This window comes from Cupriavidus sp., assembly GCF_057315035.1.
Genome location: NZ_DBHKYV010000005.1, coordinates 153,226 through 172,402 on the forward strand (window position 1 = coordinate 153,226; position 19,177 = coordinate 172,402).

Annotated in this window: 13 protein-coding genes; 7 read left to right on the plus strand and 6 right to left on the minus strand. The window is 64.5% G+C overall.

Translation table 11 applies throughout. From position 1 onward, the window contains the following. Window positions 1-17: 17 nt before the first annotated feature. Window positions 18-653 carry a YiaD family glycine zipper/OmpA-like lipoprotein gene (locus ACO550_RS10595; protein ID WP_315592675.1) on the minus strand — a complete coding sequence of 212 codons (636 nt, stop codon included), beginning with the start codon at window positions 651-653 and terminating at the stop codon, window positions 18-20. Between the two features lie 337 nt (window positions 654-990). On the opposite strand from ACO550_RS10595, the gene apbC reads away from it, so the two are divergent. The 4 genes from apbC to ACO550_RS10615 all read left to right on the plus strand — a co-directional run bounded on the left by apbC (window position 991) and on the right by ACO550_RS10615 (window position 5,881). After that, window positions 991-2,079, plus strand: coding sequence for an iron-sulfur cluster carrier protein ApbC (gene apbC, locus ACO550_RS10600; protein ID WP_315592674.1), 1,089 nt, complete (start codon window positions 991-993; stop codon window positions 2,077-2,079). 116 nt (window positions 2,080-2,195) lie between these two features. After that, on the plus strand, window positions 2,196-2,768 hold the full coding sequence (locus tag ACO550_RS10605) for a superoxide dismutase family protein (protein ID WP_315592673.1): 573 nt from the start codon (window positions 2,196-2,198) through the stop codon (window positions 2,766-2,768). 145 nt (window positions 2,769-2,913) lie between these two features. Continuing rightward, a complete protein-coding gene (dcd, locus tag ACO550_RS10610) occupies window positions 2,914-3,480 on the plus strand; it encodes a dCTP deaminase (protein ID WP_315592672.1) in 567 nt (188 codons plus the stop codon). A gap of 136 nt (window positions 3,481-3,616) precedes the next feature. Continuing rightward, entirely contained in the window at window positions 3,617-5,881 is a 2,265-nt protein-coding gene (locus tag ACO550_RS10615; protein ID WP_315592671.1) for an Orn/Lys/Arg family decarboxylase, read from the plus strand. A 65-nt stretch (window positions 5,882-5,946) separates the two neighbouring features. Here ACO550_RS10615 and ACO550_RS10620 read toward each other — a convergent pair whose 3' ends face one another. The 4 genes from ACO550_RS10620 to ppc all read right to left on the minus strand — a co-directional run bounded on the left by ACO550_RS10620 (window position 5,947) and on the right by ppc (window position 13,019). Then, window positions 5,947-7,677, minus strand: a complete 1,731-nt coding sequence (locus tag ACO550_RS10620) for a TRAP transporter large permease (protein ID WP_315592670.1) — start codon at window positions 7,675-7,677, stop codon at window positions 5,947-5,949. Next, window positions 7,677-8,219: a TRAP transporter small permease subunit gene (locus ACO550_RS10625; RefSeq protein ID WP_315592669.1), complete on the minus strand. Its 543-nt coding sequence runs from the start codon at window positions 8,217-8,219 to the stop codon at window positions 7,677-7,679. Before ACO550_RS10625 ends, ACO550_RS10620 begins: the two co-directional genes overlap by 1 nt. A 161-nt stretch (window positions 8,220-8,380) precedes the next feature. Continuing rightward, window positions 8,381-9,790 (minus strand): argininosuccinate lyase, encoded by a 1,410-nt coding sequence (gene argH, locus ACO550_RS10630; protein ID WP_315592668.1) that lies wholly within the window; start codon window positions 9,788-9,790, stop codon window positions 8,381-8,383. Window positions 9,791-9,998: 208 nt separating this feature from the next. After that, the gene (gene ppc, locus ACO550_RS10635) at window positions 9,999-13,019 is read right to left on the minus strand and encodes a phosphoenolpyruvate carboxylase (protein WP_315592667.1); all 3,021 of its coding nucleotides are present in this window, start codon (window positions 13,017-13,019) and stop codon (window positions 9,999-10,001) included. A gap of 171 nt (window positions 13,020-13,190) precedes the next feature. On the opposite strand from ppc, the gene hemC reads away from it, so the two are divergent. The 3 genes from hemC to ACO550_RS10650 are packed head-to-tail and all read left to right on the plus strand — an operon-like array spanning window position 13,191 to window position 17,520. Beyond that, on the plus strand, window positions 13,191-14,189 hold the full coding sequence (gene hemC / locus ACO550_RS10640) for a hydroxymethylbilane synthase (protein ID WP_315592666.1): 999 nt from the start codon (window positions 13,191-13,193) through the stop codon (window positions 14,187-14,189). 9 nt (window positions 14,190-14,198) lie between these two features. Continuing rightward, window positions 14,199-16,325 (plus strand): fused uroporphyrinogen-III synthase HemD/membrane protein HemX, encoded by a 2,127-nt coding sequence (hemDX, locus tag ACO550_RS10645; protein ID WP_315592665.1) that lies wholly within the window; start codon window positions 14,199-14,201, stop codon window positions 16,323-16,325. A 4-nt stretch (window positions 16,326-16,329) separates the two neighbouring features. After that, window positions 16,330-17,520: a heme biosynthesis HemY N-terminal domain-containing protein gene (locus ACO550_RS10650; protein ID WP_315592664.1), complete on the plus strand. Its 1,191-nt coding sequence runs from the start codon at window positions 16,330-16,332 to the stop codon at window positions 17,518-17,520. A 67-nt stretch (window positions 17,521-17,587) separates the two neighbouring features. On the opposite strand, the gene ACO550_RS10655 is transcribed toward ACO550_RS10650, so the two are convergent. Beyond that, window positions 17,588-19,141: a deoxyribodipyrimidine photo-lyase gene (locus ACO550_RS10655; protein WP_315592663.1), complete on the minus strand. Its 1,554-nt coding sequence runs from the start codon at window positions 19,139-19,141 to the stop codon at window positions 17,588-17,590. Window positions 19,142-19,177 lie beyond the last annotated feature (36 nt).

Below are 19,177 nucleotides of genomic sequence, written 5' to 3' on the forward strand. Positions count from 1 at the left end.
CTGCACTGTATGACTGGTCACCCCGAAATTGGTTTCAAGAAAATTTCGACTCGACGATTTTGTGCGCGGCCGGCCTCGGAAGCGTTGTCCGCCACGGGCTGGGTCTGGCCGCGTCCCTCGGCCGCCAGGCGGTTGCGGGAAACGCCGTGATCACCCAGGTAGCTGGCCACGCTCTGGGCGCGGCGCTGCGACAACTGCATGTTGTAGCTCGGGTTGCCGGTGCTGTCGGTATGGCCCACCACGCTGGCCGCCACGTCCTGATGCTGGCCGAGCGTCTGGGCTACCTGGTCCAGCACGCTGCGGAACGACGGCTTGATGGTCGAGCTGTCCGTATCGAACGTCACCTGGCTCGGAATATTGACCTTCAGCGAGCCGTCTGGCTGCTCGGTGATCTGGGTGCCGGTGCCGGCGGTGTCCTTGTTCAGCTTGCCGCGGATGGCGTTCCAGTTGTAACCGGTGGTGCCGCCCAGCGCGCCGCCCACGGCCGCGCCGACCAGCGTGCCCGTGGTGTTGCCGCCGATCAGGTTGCCCAGTCCAGCGCCCACGGCTGCGCCAACTCCGGTGCCTACCGCGGTATTGGTCTGCTGTTCGGTGGCGCAACCCGCCAGGGCCGCTACGGCGGCAATCGAGACGGTGACGAGCTTGAGGTTCATGCGTTCTCCTTCTGGTGATACCCGAAAATGTTTTGCCAACGGCATGTCGCATGGTAACGCCTGCCGTACGAGGGCGCGCGCGCCGCGACAATTTTCAGCATTGCGTTTGAAAACGCTCAGGGCGTTGCCCGCGATGACCCGAATGGCGTGCGGGCTGCCCGAGGTTGGCGCACTACAATAGGCACATGGCAGCACCTGCACAAGCCTGAGAATGTGAGAGATGTAAATGTCTGTAATTCCTTACTTGCTGCAGGGACATGCCCGCGCCAGCCATCCGGCATGCGACTTTGCTACATTACGCGCCTGTCCCCACTACATTTCCTAAGCGGAGTCTGTCTTGAGCCTCACCATTGAACAGGTAACCGAAGCCCTGCGTACCGTGATCGACCCCAATACGGGCCGCGACCTCGTTTCTACGCGGTCGGCGCGCAACGTACGCGTCGATGGCGGCGATGTCTCCCTGGAAGTGGAGCTTGGGTATCCTGGCAAAAGCCAGTTCGAACTGATCCGCAAGCTCGTCATCGATGCCGTGCGCGGCCTGGATGGCGTTGGCAATGTCAGCGTGGCGGTATCGATGAAGATCGTTGCCCACGCGGTCCAGCGCGGCGTGAAGCTGTTGCCCGGCGTGCGCAACGTGATTGCCGTGGCCTCGGGCAAGGGCGGGGTGGGCAAGTCCACCACGGCCGTGAACCTGGCGCTGGCGCTGGCCGCCGAGGGTGCGCGCGTGGGCATGCTCGACGCCGATATCTACGGGCCCAGCCTGCCGATGATGCTTGGCATCAGCGGCCGCCCCGAGTCGACCGACGGCCAGACCATGACGCCGCTGGAAGGCCATGGCCTGCAGGCCAATTCGATCGGTTTCCTGATCGAGCAGGACAACCCGATGGTGTGGCGCGGCCCGATGGTGACCTCGGCGCTGGAACAACTGCTGCGCCAGACCAACTGGACCGACCTGGACTACCTGATCGTCGACATGCCCCCGGGCACCGGCGATATCCAGCTGACGCTGTCGCAGAAGGTGCCGGTCACCGGCGCGGTGATCGTGACCACGCCGCAGGACATCGCGCTGCTCGACGCCCGCAAGGGCCTGAAGATGTTCGAGAAGGTCGGCATCCCGATCCTCGGCATTGTCGAGAACATGGCGGTCTACTGCTGCCCGAACTGCGGCCATACCGAGCATATCTTCGGCGCCGGCGGTGCCGCGAAGATGAGCGCTGACTACGGTGTGGACGTGCTGGGCAGCCTGCCGCTGAACCTCTCGATCCGCGAGCAGGCCGACTCGGGCCACCCGACCGTGGTGGCCGATCCCGATGGCGCGATTGCCGCGATCTACCGCGAAGTGGCGCGCAAGGTGGCAATCAAGGTTGCCGACAAGGCGCGCGACATGACCAACAAGTTCCCGAGCATCGTCGTCCAGAACACCTGATTGGCTGCGCCGCGACAAAAAATGGGATGTCGTCCGACATTAAGATGCCGGGCGACTGTCCTACAATCCACACGGCAGGCGGTGCATTCTTAACAAGCAAGAAGAGGAGGAACGGCATGAAACGTGTACTTTTCGGTCTGGCCATGGGTGCTGCCGCAGTGCTGGCAGCGGGATGCGCGGGTACGGACAAGGGTCCCACCGCGGCACCGGCAGGCGCGGCCGCCATGGCGGCGCCTGGCGCGACCAAGGCCGCCGCACCGTTGCAGTCCAAGAGTGGCACCAATACCGCGGGCCGGGTCACGTTTGACCAGCAGGCCGGCGGGGTGATGGTGGTGGTGTCGGTGACTGGCCTGCCGCCGGGTACCACGCACGGCTTCCATATCCATGAGAAGGGCGACTGCTCGGCACCGGACGCCATGAGCGCCGGCGGCCATTTCAACCCGTCGGCCAAGCCGCACGGGCAGATCTCGATGCCGGACCACCATGCCGGTGACATGAACAACCTGACCGCCGACTCGGCCGGCAATGCACGCGCGCAGTTCCTGATGCAGGACGTGACCGTGGGGGCCGGCCCGAACAGCGTGGTGGGCCGTGCGGTCGTGGTCCACAAGGATCCGGACGACTATCGCACCCAGCCCACCGGGAACGCGGGCGGCCGCATTGCCTGCGGCGTGATCGCGGCCTCGTAAGCCGAGGAATTCTTCCCTTTCCCGCAGCGCGGGAGAGGGAAGGGAAACCGGAGGCGGGGGGTATGGCGATTGGTTGTACAATGCGCCCCAATCAAGCGGCGCCGGGTTTGGCCGGCCTGCTGTCCGTCCATCCTGCCACGTCATTATGAGCATCAAATCCGACAAGTGGATCCGCCGCATGGCGGAGCAGCACGGCATGATCGAACCGTTCGAGCCCGGCCAGGTACGGGAATCGGAGGGTCGCAAGATCGTGTCCTACGGCACGTCGAGCTACGGCTACGACATCCGCTGCGCCGACGAATTCAAGATCTTCACGAACATCAACAGCACCATCGTCGATCCGAAGAACTTCGACGAGAAGTCGTTCGTCGACTTCAAGGGCGATGTCTGCATCATCCCGCCGAACTCGTTCGCGCTGGCCCGAACGATGGAGTACTTCCGCATTCCGCGCAGCGTGCTGACGATCTGCCTGGGCAAGAGTACCTATGCGCGCTGCGGCATCATTGTCAACGTGACGCCGTTCGAGCCCGAGTGGGAAGGCTATGTGACGCTGGAGTTCTCGAATACCACCCCGTTGCCGGCCAAGATCTACGCCGGCGAGGGCTGTGCCCAGGTGCTGTTCTTCGAAAGCGACGAGATCTGCGAGACCTCGTACGCCGACCGCGGCGGCAAGTACCAGGGCCAGCACGGTGTCACACTGCCGAAAACCTGATCGCATTACAATTCCGGCGTCCAATGCCAGGCGCCTGACCTGATACGAACGAGCCACATGCAGCTGCCGCGGGAAACCGCCCGCCAGCCATGTGGCTCAAGTCTTTCCAAGCTCGCTCATCAAGGGATCCAGTCCGATGAAATTCCGCTTCCCCGTCATCATCATCGATGAAGACTTCCGCTCCGAGAACATTTCCGGCTCGGGTATTCGCGCACTGGCCGAGGCCATCGAGCGTGAAGGCATGGAAGTGATGGGCCTGACCAGCTATGGCGACCTGACGTCGTTCGCCCAGCAGTCCAGTCGGGCTTCCACGTTTATCGTGTCGATCGACGACGACGAGTTCGTACGTGCCGACGACCAGCCCGAGGCCGCGGCCATCGAGAAACTGCGCGCGTTCGTGAACGAAGTGCGCCGCCGCAATACGGACCTGCCGATCTTCCTGTACGGCGAGACGCGCACGTCGCGCCATATCCCGAACGACATCCTGCGCGAGCTGCACGGCTTCATCCACATGTTCGAGGACACCCCCGAATTCGTGGCGCGCCATATCATCCGCGAAGCCAAGGTCTACCTCGATACGCTGGCCCCGCCGTTCTTCAAGGCCCTGATCGACTACGCGCAGGACAGCTCGTACTCGTGGCACTGCCCGGGCCACTCGGGCGGCGTGGCATTCCTGAAGAGCCCGGTGGGCCAGGTGTTCCACCAGTTCTTCGGTGAGAACATGCTGCGCGCCGACGTCTGCAATGCCGTGGAAGAACTGGGCCAGCTGCTGGACCACACCGGCCCGGTGGCCGCGTCCGAGCGCAATGCCGCGCGCATCTTCAACTCGGACCACATGTTCTTCGTCACCAACGGTACGTCGACGTCGAACAAGATGGTGTGGCACGCCAACGTGGCGCCGGGCGATATCGTGGTGGTGGACCGCAACTGCCACAAGTCGATCCTGCACGCGATCATGATGACGGGCGCGATCCCGGTGTTCCTGATGCCGACGCGCAACCACTACGGCATCATCGGTCCGATCCCGAAGAGCGAATTCGATCCGGAAACGATCCGCCGGAAGATCGAGGCGCATCCGTTCGCGAGCAAGGCCAAGAACCAGAAGCCGCGCATCCTGACGATCACGCAGGGTACCTACGACGGCGTGCTCTATAACGCCGAGCAGATCAAGGAAATGCTCGCGTCGGAAATCGACACGCTGCACTTTGACGAAGCCTGGTTGCCGCACGCGGCATTCCACGAGCTGTATCGCGACATGCACGCGATTGGCCGCGACCGTCCGCGCAGCAAGGACGCGCTGGTGTTTGCCACGCAGTCCACCCACAAGCTGCTGGCTGGCCTGTCGCAGGCATCGCAGATCCTGGTGCAGGATTCCGAGACGCGCAAGCTGGACCGCTATCGTTTCAACGAGGCGTACCTGATGCACACCTCGACGAGCCCGCAGTACTCGATCATTGCCTCGTGCGACGTGGCCGCGGCCATGATGGAAGCGCCGGGCGGCACCGCGCTGGTCGAGGAAAGCATCCAGGAAGCGCTCGATTTCCGCCGTGCCGTGCGCAAGGTGGAAGCCGACTACGACGTGGCCAACAACGGCGACTGGTGGTTCAAGGTCTGGGGCCCCGATAACCTGGCCGAAGACGGCATGGCCGAGCGTGACGAGTGGATGCTCAAGGCCAACGAGCGCTGGCACGGCTTTGGCGATCTGGCCGATGGTTTCAACCTGCTGGACCCGATCAAGGCGACCATCATCACCCCGGGTCTCGACGTGGACGGCGAGTTCAGCGAGCGCGGCATTCCCGCGGCGATCGTCACCAAGTACCTGGCTGAACACGGCATCATCATCGAGAAGACGGGTCTGTACTCGTTCTTCATCATGTTCACGATCGGCATTACCAAGGGCCGCTGGAACTCGCTGGTGACCGAGCTGCAGCAGTTCAAGGACGACTACGACCAGAACCAGCCGCTCTGGCGCGTGCTGCCCGAGTTCGTCGGCAAGTATCCGCAATACGAACGGATGGGCCTGCGCGACCTGTGCGATGCGATCCACAGCGTCTACAAGGCCAACGACGTGGCGCGCGTGACCACCGAGATGTACCTGTCGGACATGGAACCGGCCATGAAGCCGTCGGATGCGTGGGCGATGATGGCGCACCGCGAGATCGAGCGCGTGCCCGTGGACGAACTGGAAGGCCGCGTCACCGCCATCCTGCTGACGCCTTACCCGCCGGGTATTCCGCTGCTGATTCCGGGCGAACGCTTCAACCGCATCATCGTGCAGTACCTGAAGTTCGCACGCGAGTTCAACAAGCTGTTCCCGGGCTTCGAGACCGATATCCACGGTCTGGTGGAAGACGAGATCGACGGCGTGACGGCGTACTTCGTGGACTGCGTGAAGCAGTAAGGTTCACCAGGGCAACAAAAAACCCCCGCACGAATCGTTGTGCGGGGGTTTTTTGTTTGCATCAACTACTTGCTCTTCTCGAACTGGAACTGCGGTGCCGCAGGCTCGGCCGACTCACTGGAGCCCGGCAATTCCAGCGTGCCCGGCGTCGATGCCGCGCCACCAGGCTTGCTGTCGGCATCCTGTCCCCCAAGCGGGATACTGACCTCCGCCGCGTTGCTGTGCTTGAGCGAGCCCTTGTCGAGCAAGCCGGTCACCATGCCCGGCCAGAACATCACCAGCAGCACCATCACCATCTGCAGGCCCACCCAGGGCAGCGCACCCCAGTAGATATCCGAGCTCTTGACCTCTTTCGGGGCAATGCCGCGCAGGTAGAACAGCGCGAAGCCGAACGGCGGGTGCATGAACGAAGTCTGCATGTTCACGCACAGCATCACGCCGAACCAGACCAGCGCAGCCGTTGCCGCTGCCTCGGGGTTGCCGCCCATCGAATCGAGCACTACCGGCGTCAGAACCTTGACCGCCACGGGCGCCAGCATCGGCACCACGATAAACGCGATCTCGAAGAAATCGAGGAAGAACGCCAGGAAGAAGATGAACAGGTTCACCACGATCAGGAAGCCGATCCAGCCGCCCGGCAGCGAGGTGAACAGATGCTCGACCCAGGCTCCGCCGTCCACACCCTGGAACACCACCGAGAAGCAGGTGGAGCCGATCAGGATGAACACCACCATCGCGGTCAGCCGGGCGGTGGACTGGTAGGCCTCGACGATCAGCCGGCGCAGATCGGTCAGCTGGCCGGCGCGGATCAGCAGCCACAGCACCACCAGGTAGGCCACGGCCAGCGGAATCCGGAACGCGTGCGAGCCGAATGCAAACACGCCCACCGCAGCGGCCACCAGCGTGGCGGCAAGTCCCACGCGGTAGATATTGCGGTCGATCCTGTTGAAGCCCTTGTCGCGGATCACGGCCAGCACCAGCGCGCCTACCGCGCCCATGGCGCCGGATTCGGTCGGCGTGGCAATACCGAGCATGATCGTGCCGAGCACCAGGAAGATCAGCACCGCGCAGGGCACGATGCCGCGCAGGCATTTGCGCCACAGTGCCCAGCCGCTCAACGTGCGCGCTTCGGCCGGCACCGGCGGCAGCCAGTCGGGCTTGATGCGGGTCAGCACGAACGTGTAGAGCGCGAACAGCGCGATCTGCACCACCGACGGGCCCCAGGCGCCCAGGTACATGCTGCCCACGTCGGCGCTGCCGGCTGGCGTCTTGAGCTGGTCGGCCAGCACCACCAGCACCAGCGACGGCGGCACCAGTTGCGTGATGGTGCCCGATGCGGCCAGTACGCCCGTGGCGTACTTCATGTTGTAGCGGTAACGCATCATCACTGGCAGCGAGATCATCGCCATGGCGATCACCTGTGCCGCCACCGTGCCGGTGATCGCGCCCAGGATAAAGCCGACGATGATCACCGAGTAGCCAAGCCCGCCGCGCACCGGGCCGAACAGCTGGCCCATCGAATCGAGCATGTCTTCCGCGAGCCCGCATTTCTCGAGGATCGCACCCATGAAGGTGAAGAACGGAATCGCCAGCAGCAGTTCGTTGGCCAGCACGCTGCCGAACACGCGCGTGGGCACGGCTTGCAGGAACTGCAGCGGGAAGTAGCCCCATTCGATGGCCAGGAAGCCAAACGCGAGGCCCACCGCCGACAGCGAAAATGCGACCGGGAACCCGATCAGCATGAATACCACCAGGCCGCCAAACATCAGCGGCGGCATATATTCCAACGGGATCATTATTGCACCGGCCTTTCGTATTTTGATTCGATGCGCACCAGGCCCTTCAGGGCAGCGAAGCGCTTGATCAGTTCGGAAATCCCCTGCAGCGTGAGCAGGGCAAAGCCGAGCGGCACCACGAGCTTGATCGGATACCGGGGCAGGCCGCCCGAGTTGCCCGACTGCTCAAGAATGCGCCACGAAGGCAGGAACAATGAGTCCCACGACAGCCACGTGAACAGGATCGTGGACGGCAGCAGGAAAAAGATGATGCCGAAAATGTCGATCCAGTGCTGCGCGCGTTCGGACACGTTGCCGTAGATCAGGTCCACGCGCACGTGCTCGTTGCGCTGGAACGTATACGACGTGCCAAACATCACGGCAATGGCAAACATGTACCACTGCAATTCCAGCGGCCAGTTATCGCTCAAGTTGAAGCCGTACCGCAGCAGGGCGTTTCCTGCGCTGATCAGGCACGACAGCAGGATCATGATGTTTGCAAGCCTGCCCGTGTGCTGATTCAACCTGTCGATCTGCCGTGACAGACCAAGCAAGTAATTCATGGGTGTCTCCCCCGTTTTATGCGCCGTAAGTGTATCTGTAACAATTTTTAAGGGCGCTAGGGGATTCTCCTAGAAGGGGGCGCCTGGCCAATAAAAAAGCCGCCGGGCGATAACCCAGCGGCTTTTTTACGACAAAGACTTACGCGAAACTTACAGCGAAATCACAGTTCCTTGCGCGCAGCGGCGATGGCCGCACGAACCTGGTTAGGGGCGGTGCCACCGATATGGTCGCGCGAGGCAACCGAGCCTTCAAGCGTCAGCACGCCATGTACGTCTTCGCCGATCAGCGATGCCTGGTCGCCCAGACCCGAGACTTCGCGCAGTTGTTCCACGGTCAGGTCGGCCAGGTCGCACTGGCGGTCGTCGCAGGCACGCACGGCGTGGGCCACGGCTTCGTGGGCATCGCGGAACGGCAGGCCTTGCTTGACCAGGTAGTCGGCCAGATCGGTGGCGGTGGCGTAGCCCTGCAGCGCGGCGGCACGCATCGCATCGGGCTTGACGCTGATGCCCGGCACCATGTCGGCGAAGATGCGCAGCGTATCGACGATGGTATCCACTGTATCGAACAGCGGTTCCTTGTCTTCCTGGTTGTCCTTGTTGTAGGCCAGCGGCTGGCCCTTCATCAGTACCAGCAGGCCGTTCAGGTGGCCATACACGCGGCCGGTCTTGCCACGCGCCAGTTCCGGAACGTCCGGGTTCTTCTTCTGCGGCATGATCGAGCTGCCCGTGCAGAAGCGGTCGGCGATATCGATAAAGCCGACGCGCGGGCTCATCCAGATCACCAGTTCTTCACTGAAGCGCGAGATATGGGTCATCACCAGCGACGCGGCGGCCACGAATTCGATCGCGAAATCGCGGTCGGAAACGGCGTCCAGCGAGTTGCGGCACACGCCATCGAAGCCCAGTTGCGCGGCCACGAACTCGCGGTCGATCGGGTAGCTTGTGCCGGCCAGCGCGGCGGCGCCCAGCGGCAGACGGTTCACGCGGCGGCGGCAGTCGGCCATGCGTTCGGCGTCGCGCGTGAACATTTCCACGTAGGCCATCAGGTGATGGCCGAACGTTACCGGCTGTGCCACCTGCAGGTGCGTAAAGCCCGGCAGGATCGTATCGGCGTTCTGGTCGGCCAGGTCCAGCAGCGCGCGGCGCAGGTCGCCCAGCAGGCCGATGATGTTGTCGATTTCGCTGCGCAGCCACAGGCGGATATCGGTGGCCACCTGGTCGTTACGCGAGCGGCCCGTGTGCAGGCGCTTGCCGGCGGCGCCGACCAGCGCGGTAAGGCGCGCTTCGATATTGAGGTGGACGTCTTCCAGATCGAGCTTCCACTCGAACGTGCCGGCTTCGATTTCACCGCGGATCTGCGCCATGCCGCGCTCGATCTCGCCTTGGTCGGCGGCGGCGATGATGCCCTGCTTTGCCAGCATGGCCGCATGGGCCAGCGAGCCCTGGATGTCGAACAGCGCCAGGCGCTTGTCGAAGTTGACCGACGCGGTGTAACGCTTCACCAGATCGGACATCGGTTCGGAGAAGCGGGCGGACCAGGCTTCGCCTTTCTTGGCAAGTTGGGAGGTCATGACAGGGGCAGGGCGGAAAATCGGAAACGGCGATTATATCGCCTGAAGGCGGAGTCAATTACCGCTGGTTGGTTCCCCTCTCTCGCGAGCGGGAGAGGGGCTAGGGGAGAGGGCGGGCGTCTCGAGATGAGAAAGTGGCAAATAGAACCGCCTTGCCCTCTCCCCCGACCCCTCTCCCGCAGGCGGGGGAGGGGAGCAAGCATCACAATCAACCGCTGTTACGCAGGCCGGCCGCCACGCCGTTGATCGTCAAGTGGATCCCGCGTCGCACGCGAACATCGTCGGCATCCTTGCCGGCGCGGTAGCGCTTGAGCAGTTCCACCTGCAAGTGGTTCAGCGGATCCAGGTACGCAAAGCGGTTCTTGATCGAGCGCGCCAGCAGCGGGTTCTCGGCCAGGCGTTCCGCGCGGCCCGTGATCAGGCTAAGCATGTCGCAGGTCAGGTGCCATTCGGCACTGATGCGCGAGAACACGGTCTTGCGCAGCGCCGCATCGTCGCACAGCCCGGCATAGCGCGAGGCCACGGCCAGGTCGGTCTTGGCCAGCACCATGTCCATGTTCGACATCAGCGTGCGGAAGAACGGCCAGGTCTTGATCATGCGCTTGAGCGTGGCGATCGTCGCCTTGCGTGCCTTCTCGTCCGGTGCCTCGTCCAGCAGCGCCTGCACCGCACTGCCAAAGCCGAACCAGCCCGGCAGCAGCAGGCGGCACTGGCCCCATGAGAAGCCCCACGGAATCGCGCGCAGATCCTCGATCTTGCGGTTCTTCTTGTCCATCAGCTTGCGCGAGGCCGGACGCGAACCGAGGTTCAGGTCGGCGATCTCGGTGATCGGCGTGGTGGCGAAGAAATAGTCCTTGAAGCCCGCGGTCTCATAGACTAGATGCCGGTAGGCGCGGAACGCGCGATCCGACAGCTGTTGCATCACGCCTTCGAACGCGGCCAGCCCGGTCGGCGCATTCTGCGTGGGCAGCAGCGAGGCTTCCAGCGTGGCCGCGATCACCGTTTCCAGGTTGCGCCGGCCGATCTCGGAGTTGGCGAACTTGCTGTTGATGATTTCGCCCTGTTCGGTCAGACGGATCTGCCCGTTCACGGTGCCCGGCGGCTGCGACAGGATGGCGTCGTAGGTCGGGCCACCGCCACGACCCACGGTGCCGCCGCGGCCGTGGAACAGGCGCAGCTTCACGCGGCGCTCCTCGAACAGCTTCACCAGCGCCAGCTCGGCCTTGTAGAGCTCCCAGTTCGACGTCAGGAAGCCGCCGTCCTTGTTCGAATCCGAATAGCCGAGCATCACTTCCTGCTCTACGCCATGGTGCTTGATCACCGAGTCGAAGCCGGGCAGGTCCAGCAGCGACTCCATGATGCCGGCCGCGTTGCGCAAGTCCTCGATGGTTTCGAACAGCGGAATGACCATCAGCTCCATGCGGGCCGGATCGCTCTTGCTGCCGAGCGTGCCGCGCAGCATGCCGGCTTCCTTCTGCAGCAGCATCACTTCGATCAGGTCGGACAACGACTCGGTGTGCGAGATGATGTAGTTGCGGGCCACGCGGTTGCCGTAGCGTGCGCGCAGCTCGCGTGCCATGTTGAAGATGGCCAGCTCGTTGCGTGTCTGCTCGGAATAGTCGTGCCACGGCAGCGACAACAGGCGCGGCTGGCGCAGCTCGCCCAGCAGCAGTTCGAGCTTGCGCTCCTCGGTCAGCGCGGCGTAGTTGGCTTCGATGCCGGCGGCCTTGAACAGCTCGGTGACCACGGCCTCGTGCACATCAGACACCTGGCGCATGTCCACCGACGCCAGATGGAAGCCGAAGATTGCAATGGCACGGACCAGCGCGTCGATGCGCCCGCGCGCCAACGCCTCGCCATGGTGCGAGCGCAGCGAATCGAGCACGATCTGCACGTCGGCCGCGAAGGCCTCGGCATTGTCGTACGGGGCAACATCGGCCACCGGATGGCGCTGGGCCACATGGCCGGTCAGGCGTTCCGTGGTGGCGGCCAGGCGCGCGTAGATACCAATCAGCGCGCGGCGATAGGGCTCGTCGGCACGGTGCTCGGAATGGTCGGGCGAGGCTTCGGCAAGTGCCAGCAGTTCGGGGCTGGCGTCGACCATCAGCGACGACAGCGGCAGTTCGGCGCCCAATGCGTGGACCTCGTCGAGGTACCACTGCATGATCAGCGTCGACTGTTGCTGCGCGGCGTGCTCCAGCGTTTCGGCGGTCACGTTCGGATTGCCGTCACGGTCGCCGCCGATCCACGAACCCATCTGCAGGAACGGCGCCAGCGGCGCCGGGGTGGTGCCGGCCTTGCTCTTGCGCGGGAAGACTTCGGCGATGTCCTCTTCCATATCGGCCATCAGCCGCGGAATGCCGTGCAGGAACGTGGTGCGGTAATAGGAGAGCGCGTTCTCGATCTCGTCGACCACCATCAGGCGCGTATTGCGCAGCATCCGGGTCTGCCACAGCGTGGTCACGCGGGCGCGCAGTTGCGCGGTGTTGTGATCGCGTTCGCGCGCGGTCATCGGCAGGTCGCGTTCGGCCAGCAGGCGGGCGATTTCGCGCTCGGCGTCCAGGATCGACTTGCGCTGGACTTCGGTCGGGTGCGCGGTCAGCACCGGCATGATCAGCGCGTTGTCCAGGAAGTCGCGCAGTTGCTTGCCGGTTACGCCGGCGGCGTCGATGGCCTGCAGCGCGCGCGCCATGCTGCCCGGCTGCGGCGGCGAGCCGGCCAGCGCATGCACGCGGCGGCGCCGGTTATGGTGCTGGTCCTCGGCAATATTGGCCAGGTGCGAGAAGTAGCTGAAGGCCCGCACCACGGAATTGGTCTGGTCGCGCGACAGCCGTTTCAGCAGGCGGTCGAGTTCGGTGCCGGCGGCGCGGTCGTTTTCGCGGCGGAAGCGCACGGCGGTCTGGCGGATGGTTTCCACCAGTTCGAACGCGGCGTCGCCTTCCTGCTCGCGCACGCAGTCGCCCAGCAGGCGGCCCAGGAAGCGGATGTCGTCACGCAGCGGCAGGTCCTTGTCCGCCGCGCGGCGCGCAGGCGCGGCAGGGGCAGTGGTATTGCCGTCGGGCGTGACCACGGCCAGCTTTGGCTTGCCGGTGACCTTGGCGTTGCGTGCGGGGGTTTTGGTGGACTTCGGGGTGGCGCCGTTGGCGTCATGCTGGCCTGAGGCTGGCGTAACTGACTTGCGGCCGGTGGAACGTGGACGGCCGGTGGGGCGCGCAGCAGGCTGCGTCATCAACTATCTCCTCGTATTTCGTTATCTATCTATGTATCGAACACCAGACAGGTAAAGCCGGCAGCCCTGGGTTCGACCGACATCAACCGCTTGCCGGAAACGCGCTTCTGGTTCTGGTGAATCGGCCAGTTTGACGCCTGAATCCAAAAGGGTGCGTGCTAACATGCGCGCATGCAAGCACCCGCCCAACCATTGTCTTCATCCGCTGCAGTATCGCGCAGCCTACCAGGCAAGCTCGTCATCGCGTCTCGCGAAAGTCGGCTGGCGCTGTGGCAGGCTGAACATGTTCGTGCTGCGTTGCAACAATACTATCCCCTGTGCGATGTGTCCATTCTCGGCATGACGACAAGGGGTGATCAAATTCTCGACAAGACATTGTCCAAGGTAGGTGGCAAGGGTCTGTTCGTGAAGGAGCTCGAGGTTGCCATGGCCGAAGGCCGTGCCGACCTGGCCGTGCATTCGCTCAAGGATGTGCCGATGGAGCTGCCCGAAGGGTTTGCGCTGACGGCGGTAATGGAGCGCGAGGATCCGCGCGATGCGCTGGTATCGGCGCAATTCGCGTCGCTCGATGACATGCCGCCCGGTACTGTGGTGGGCACCTCGAGCCTGCGTCGCGAAGCTGCGCTGCGCAGCCGTTATCCGCATCTGGTGATCAAGCCGCTGCGCGGCAACCTGGACACCCGCCTGGGCAAGCTCGACCGCGGTGAATATGGCGCGATCATCCTCGCAGCCGCCGGTCTCAAGCGGCTGGGCCTGGGTGACCGTATCCGCGCACTGATCGAACCGGAAAGCTCGTTGCCTGCCGCGGGGCAGGGCGCACTGGGGATCGAGATCCGCTCGGATCGTCCCGAACTGGCCGAATGGCTGGCCCCGCTCAATCACCTGCCGACGCTGCTGGCGGTTTCGGCCGAACGCGCGGTGTCGCGCCGCCTGGGTGGCTCATGCCAGGTGCCGCTGGCCGCCCACGCGCGCTGGCATGGCGGTACGCTTCAGCTCGACGCATTCGTCGGCATGCCGGATGGCACGCGCAATGTGCGCGCCCATGCCACCGCCGCCCAGGTGGATTCGGTGCATGCGGCCGAGCAGCTTGGCGCCGCCGTGGCTGGCGACCTGCTGGGCCAGGGGGCCGATGCCGTGCTGGCCGCGCTGTCCACGGCCGGACCTGCCTGAGGAAACCCGATGCCCCGCCCGACCGTCGTAGTGACGCGACCCGCCGGGCAGTCCCGGCAACTGACCGAGGCGTTGCAAGCGGCCGGTCTCGATGTGCTGGGCTTCCCGCTGCTGGCCATCGGTCCTGCCGCCGACGATACGCCGCTACGCACCGCGCTGGGCCGGCTGGCCGACTATGCGCTAGTAGTGTTCGTAAGCCCGAATGCCGTGTCATTCGCGCTCGATGCGCTGGCGCAGATCCAGAACACGGCAGGTACCGCGCAATGGCCGGCTGGCGTGCCGGTGGCCGTGGTCGGCCCGTCGAGCGTGTTGGCACTGGCCGAGCGCGGCATCGCGGCGCCGACACACCGGGTCATCGCACCCGCCGGGGCGCAGGCGGACACTGAAACAAACGGCGAAACCCCGCGCTTCGATTCCGAGGCGCTCTGGTCCGAACTCGATACTGCGCCTGGCGCGTTCGCTGGCCGCAGCGTGCTGATCATCCGCGGCAATGGCGGGCGTGACTGGCTGGGCGACCGCCTGCGCGAGGCCGGTGCAACCGTGGACGCCGTCGAGGCATACAGCCGGACACTGCCTGAGCCGACCACCATGCAATGGCAGGCCGTGCGCGATAGCCTCAAGCCCGGGGCGCCGCCTTATGCATGGCTGCTGACCAGTTCCGAAGCGGTGCGCAACCTGGACGCGCTGGCGCGGTTGCACCTGTCGCCCCAGGAACACGAGCGCCTGAAGCAGATGCAGTGCATTGCGCCGCATGCGAGAATTGCCGCGCAGGCTCAGGCACTGGGCTTTGCGCACGTACTGCCCGCCGCGCCCGGCGATACCGGCCTGCTGGCTGCGTGCACACAGTGGGGTAATGCCCATGCCGGGCCCGCGGCGCCAATTGCGGTGCCCGTAGCGGCGCCTGCCCCCGCGCCAGTGCCCGTGGCACCGATACCTGCCAATGCGGAGCCGGCGCCAACGCCGGCTGCCATGGAATCAACAGGATCCTCCGGATCCACGACAACGAAGGTCGAACGCGTGACGCCAGACAGCACGTCCCCCTCGTCGAGCAGTGCCGCATCATCCGGTGCTGGCGGCACCAACTTCACCATGCACGCCCCCGCGATGCAGCCGGACAACCGTCGCAACATGGCGGTCTGGTGGCTGGTTGCAGTCATCGTGTTGCTGGCCATCGCCGGTGGTTTCTTCTGGCTGCAGATGCGCGTGGAACACCTGACCCAGGAACTGGCCCGTCGCCAGCAGAGCAATGACGCCCTGGTGCAGGAAACGCGCGTGTTGTCGAAGAACGCCCAGGACACGGTCAAGGAATTGCAGGGCAAGGTCGGTGCGCTCGACGGGCAGGTGGTGGAAGCCCGCGACAAGCAGGCCGCGCTGGAACAGGTCTACCAGGACCTGATGCGCAACCGCGATGACTGGGAAATTGCCGAGATCCAGCAACTGCTGACCAACGCCGGCCAGCAGTTGCAGCTGACCGGCAACGTGCAGGTGGCGCTGGCCGCGCTGCAAAGCGCCGATGCCCGCCTGGCGCGCGCCGACAAGCCGCAGTACAACCAGTTGCGCCGTGCGCTGGCACGCGACATTGCCCGCATGAAGGCCGTGCCGGACACCGACCTGACCGGCGCGGCGATCAAGCTCGACGAATCGATCAACCAGATCGACTCGTTGCCGTTGCTGTCGGGCGAGCGCATGCTGGACCGCGCGCCGGGCGAGGCAGACAAGCCGGCCCAACCGGGTGCCAAGGGTGCCGCGGCGTCCGCCGCTGCCGCGCCCACCGGCAACGTGGTGACCCGCGTGTGGGACTACGTGCTTGGCGAACTCGGCCAGGTGATCCGCGTGCGCAAGGTGGAAGACACCAATGCGCTGCTGTTGTCCGGCGACCAGGGCTGGTTCCTGCGCGAGAACGTCAAGCTGCGGCTGCTCAACGCGCGTCTGGCGCTGCTGTCGCGCAACGAGCCGGTGTTCCGTAACGATCTGGCGGCGGCACAGGCCATGATCGGGCGCTATTTCGATACCCGCTCGCGCCGCGTGCAGGGCGTGCTGACCCTGCTCAAGCAGGCCCAGGCCAGCGCGGTCAGCGTATCGCTGCCGACCATGGCGGAAAGTCTTGGCGCGCTGCGTGCCCTGAAGAAGGAGTAGCCGAATGCGACTGCTTTTCTGGGTAGCCGTACTGTTCGGCGGCGCGGTCGGGCTGGCGCTGTTCACGCAGTTCAACCATAGCAATGTGGTGCTGTTCTATCCGCCTTATCGGGTGGAGATGTCGCTGAACCTGGCGCTGGCGCTGCTGTTGCTGATCTTCTTCGTGGTCTGGACCATCATGTCCACGGTGCGCCATCTGGGCGAGATGCCGCGCCGCGCCGCGGCGTATCGCGAGCGCAGCCGCATGAGCAAGGCGCAGGCCGCGCTGCGCGAATCGATCGAGAACCTGTTTGCCGGTCGCTTCGCTCGCGCGGAACGCGCCGCCAAGGAGGCCCAGGCCTGGCCCGAGCAGGCGCAGACCGCAGCGCTGGTGGGTGCGCGTGCCGCGCACCGGATGCAGGAGTCGGAACGCCGCGATGCATGGATGGCGCAGGTCACGGACCCGGAACGCGAACAGGCCCGGCTGGTGTCGATGGCCGAACTGCTGGTCGATGCGCGCGATCCGGAAGGGGCGCTCGAAACCATCGCCCAGTTGCAGGAAAAAGGCGGTCGCCAGATTCATGTGCAACGGATTGCATTGCGTGCGCACCAGCATCTGAAGAACTGGAACGAGGTGTTGCGCCTGGCGCGGTCACTGGAAAAGCGCAATGCATTGCATCCGGTGCTGGCGTTGCGGCTCAAGCAGATGGCCGTGGAGGCCATGCTCGAGGAGCGCCGCCACGACGCCGAATCGCTCTACCATTTCTGGCGCTCGCTGTCGGCCGATGAACGCCATGCGGTACGCATCGCCGAGCAGGCCGCGCGTTATTTCTCGGCGCTGAACCGCCAGAACGAGGCCCGCCGCATCATCGAGGAAGCGCTCAAGGTCAACTGGGACAGCCGGCTGGTACAGCGCTATGCCGATTGCGCGGAACCGGGCAAGGCCCTGCCGCAAATCCAGCAGGCCGAGAAATGGCTGGCCGAACATCCGAACGATGCCGACCTCTATTACACGCTGGGTGTGCTGTGCCTTGGCGAACAACTCTGGGGCAAGGCGCAGTCGAACTTCGAACGCGCCTTGAAGTACGCCGATCGCGATGCGCAACGCCGCATCTGCGTACGCGCGCACCTGGCGCTGGCGCGCCTGTTCGAGGAAACCGAGCGTCCCGATGATGCGCAAAGGCATTATCGTGAAAGCGCAATGCTGGCGGCTTAAACGCTTGAAATCCTGACGGTTTGCTCCCCTCTCCCGCACAGCGGGAGAGGGGAGCCAAAAGAACCAATCAGTCCACCTTCGCTTTCGACCCCTTTACTGCCGCATATCTTTCCAGCGCTTCCATCCGTGCCACCTTGTGTTGCACGATTGGCCGTGGATAGTTGTCTCCAAGCCTGACTCCCGCCGAAGCCAGCACGTCGTCCGGCGCAGTCCATGGTGCATGGATGTATTTATCAGGCAGCGCCGCCAGCATGGGCAGGTACTTGCGGATAAAGCGTCCCTGCGGATCAAACCTCTCTGACTGCGGCACCGGATTGAAGATGCGGAAGTACGGCTGCGCGTCGCAGCCCGTGGACGCTGCCCATTGCCAGCCGCCATTGTTGGCCGAGAAGTCGAAATCGTTGAGCTGGTCGGCAAAGTACTGCTCGCCATGGCGCCAGTCCACCCCGAGGTCTTTCACGAGGAAGCTCGCGGTGACCATGCGCAGGCGGTTGTGCATATAGCCGCTCTGGTTGATCTGCAGCATCGCGGCGTCGACCAGTGGATAACCGGTCTGCGCGTCGCACCATGCCTTGAAGTACTGGTTGCCGGTAGTCCGGTCAACCCAGCGGATCGCATCGTATTCCGGGTGGAACGACTTGCCTTCGGCCACGCGCGGATGATGGTGCAGGATCATGAAATAGAAATCGCGCCAGATCAGCTCGGACAACCATACCGCCGCGCCGGTGCTTGCGGCGCCCCCTCTTGTCACGGCCTCGTGCGCGGTGCGCGCGAGCGTGCGGATCGAGATCGTGCCGAAGCGCAGGTGCACGGACAGGTAGCTTGGCCCGCGCACGGCCGGGAAGTCGCGCCGGTTGCCATAGTCGCCCATGCGCTCGACGAACTCGTCGAACAGGGCCTGCGCGCCGTCGCTGCCCGTGGGCATGGCGATTTCCGGCAAGTTGCTGGGCGTGAATCCCAGCGATTCGAGCGAGGGCAACGCCTTGTGGTAGCGGGCTGGCACCGGTGCCAGCGCCGCAAGATACTGGTCGACCGGATAGGGGCGCAGGTCGAAAGGGCGTACCTCGCGCAGCCAGGCATTTTTGTACGGCGTGAAGACACTGAATGGCTGGCCCTGGCCGGTCAGGATCTCGTCGGCCTCGAAGATGACCTGGTCCTTGAAGGTGAACAGCACGCGCGAGTCGGCGGCCAGCGCCTGGCGCACGTGGGTATCGCGCGCGTTGGCGGCCGGTTCATAGTCGTGGTTCGTGAATACCGCCTCGGCATCGAGCTCGGCCGCGAGCTCGGGAATGACCTTGCGCGCCGCGCCGTCGAGCACGATCAGTCCGCCGCCGGCGTCACCTAGCGTACGCCGCAACGGCTCCAGCGACTTCAGGATGAATTCGATGCGCCGGTCGGCCTTGAGCCCGCGCTCCAGCAGCGGATCAAGGATGTCGCGGTCGAAAACGAACACGCACCATACCTGTTGGCAGTGCTTGAGGGCATAATGCAGCGCCGCGTGGTCGGCCGTGCGCAGGTCGCGCCGGAACCATACCAGGCCGCGCGCGAATTCCCGGTCGATCCGGTAGGGCAGGCGTCCGGTGGCGGCTGGCTCGGGCGCCGGGGAGGATGATCTTGGCATCGCCGTAACCTAACATAGCCACCAGCAATTCCCTAT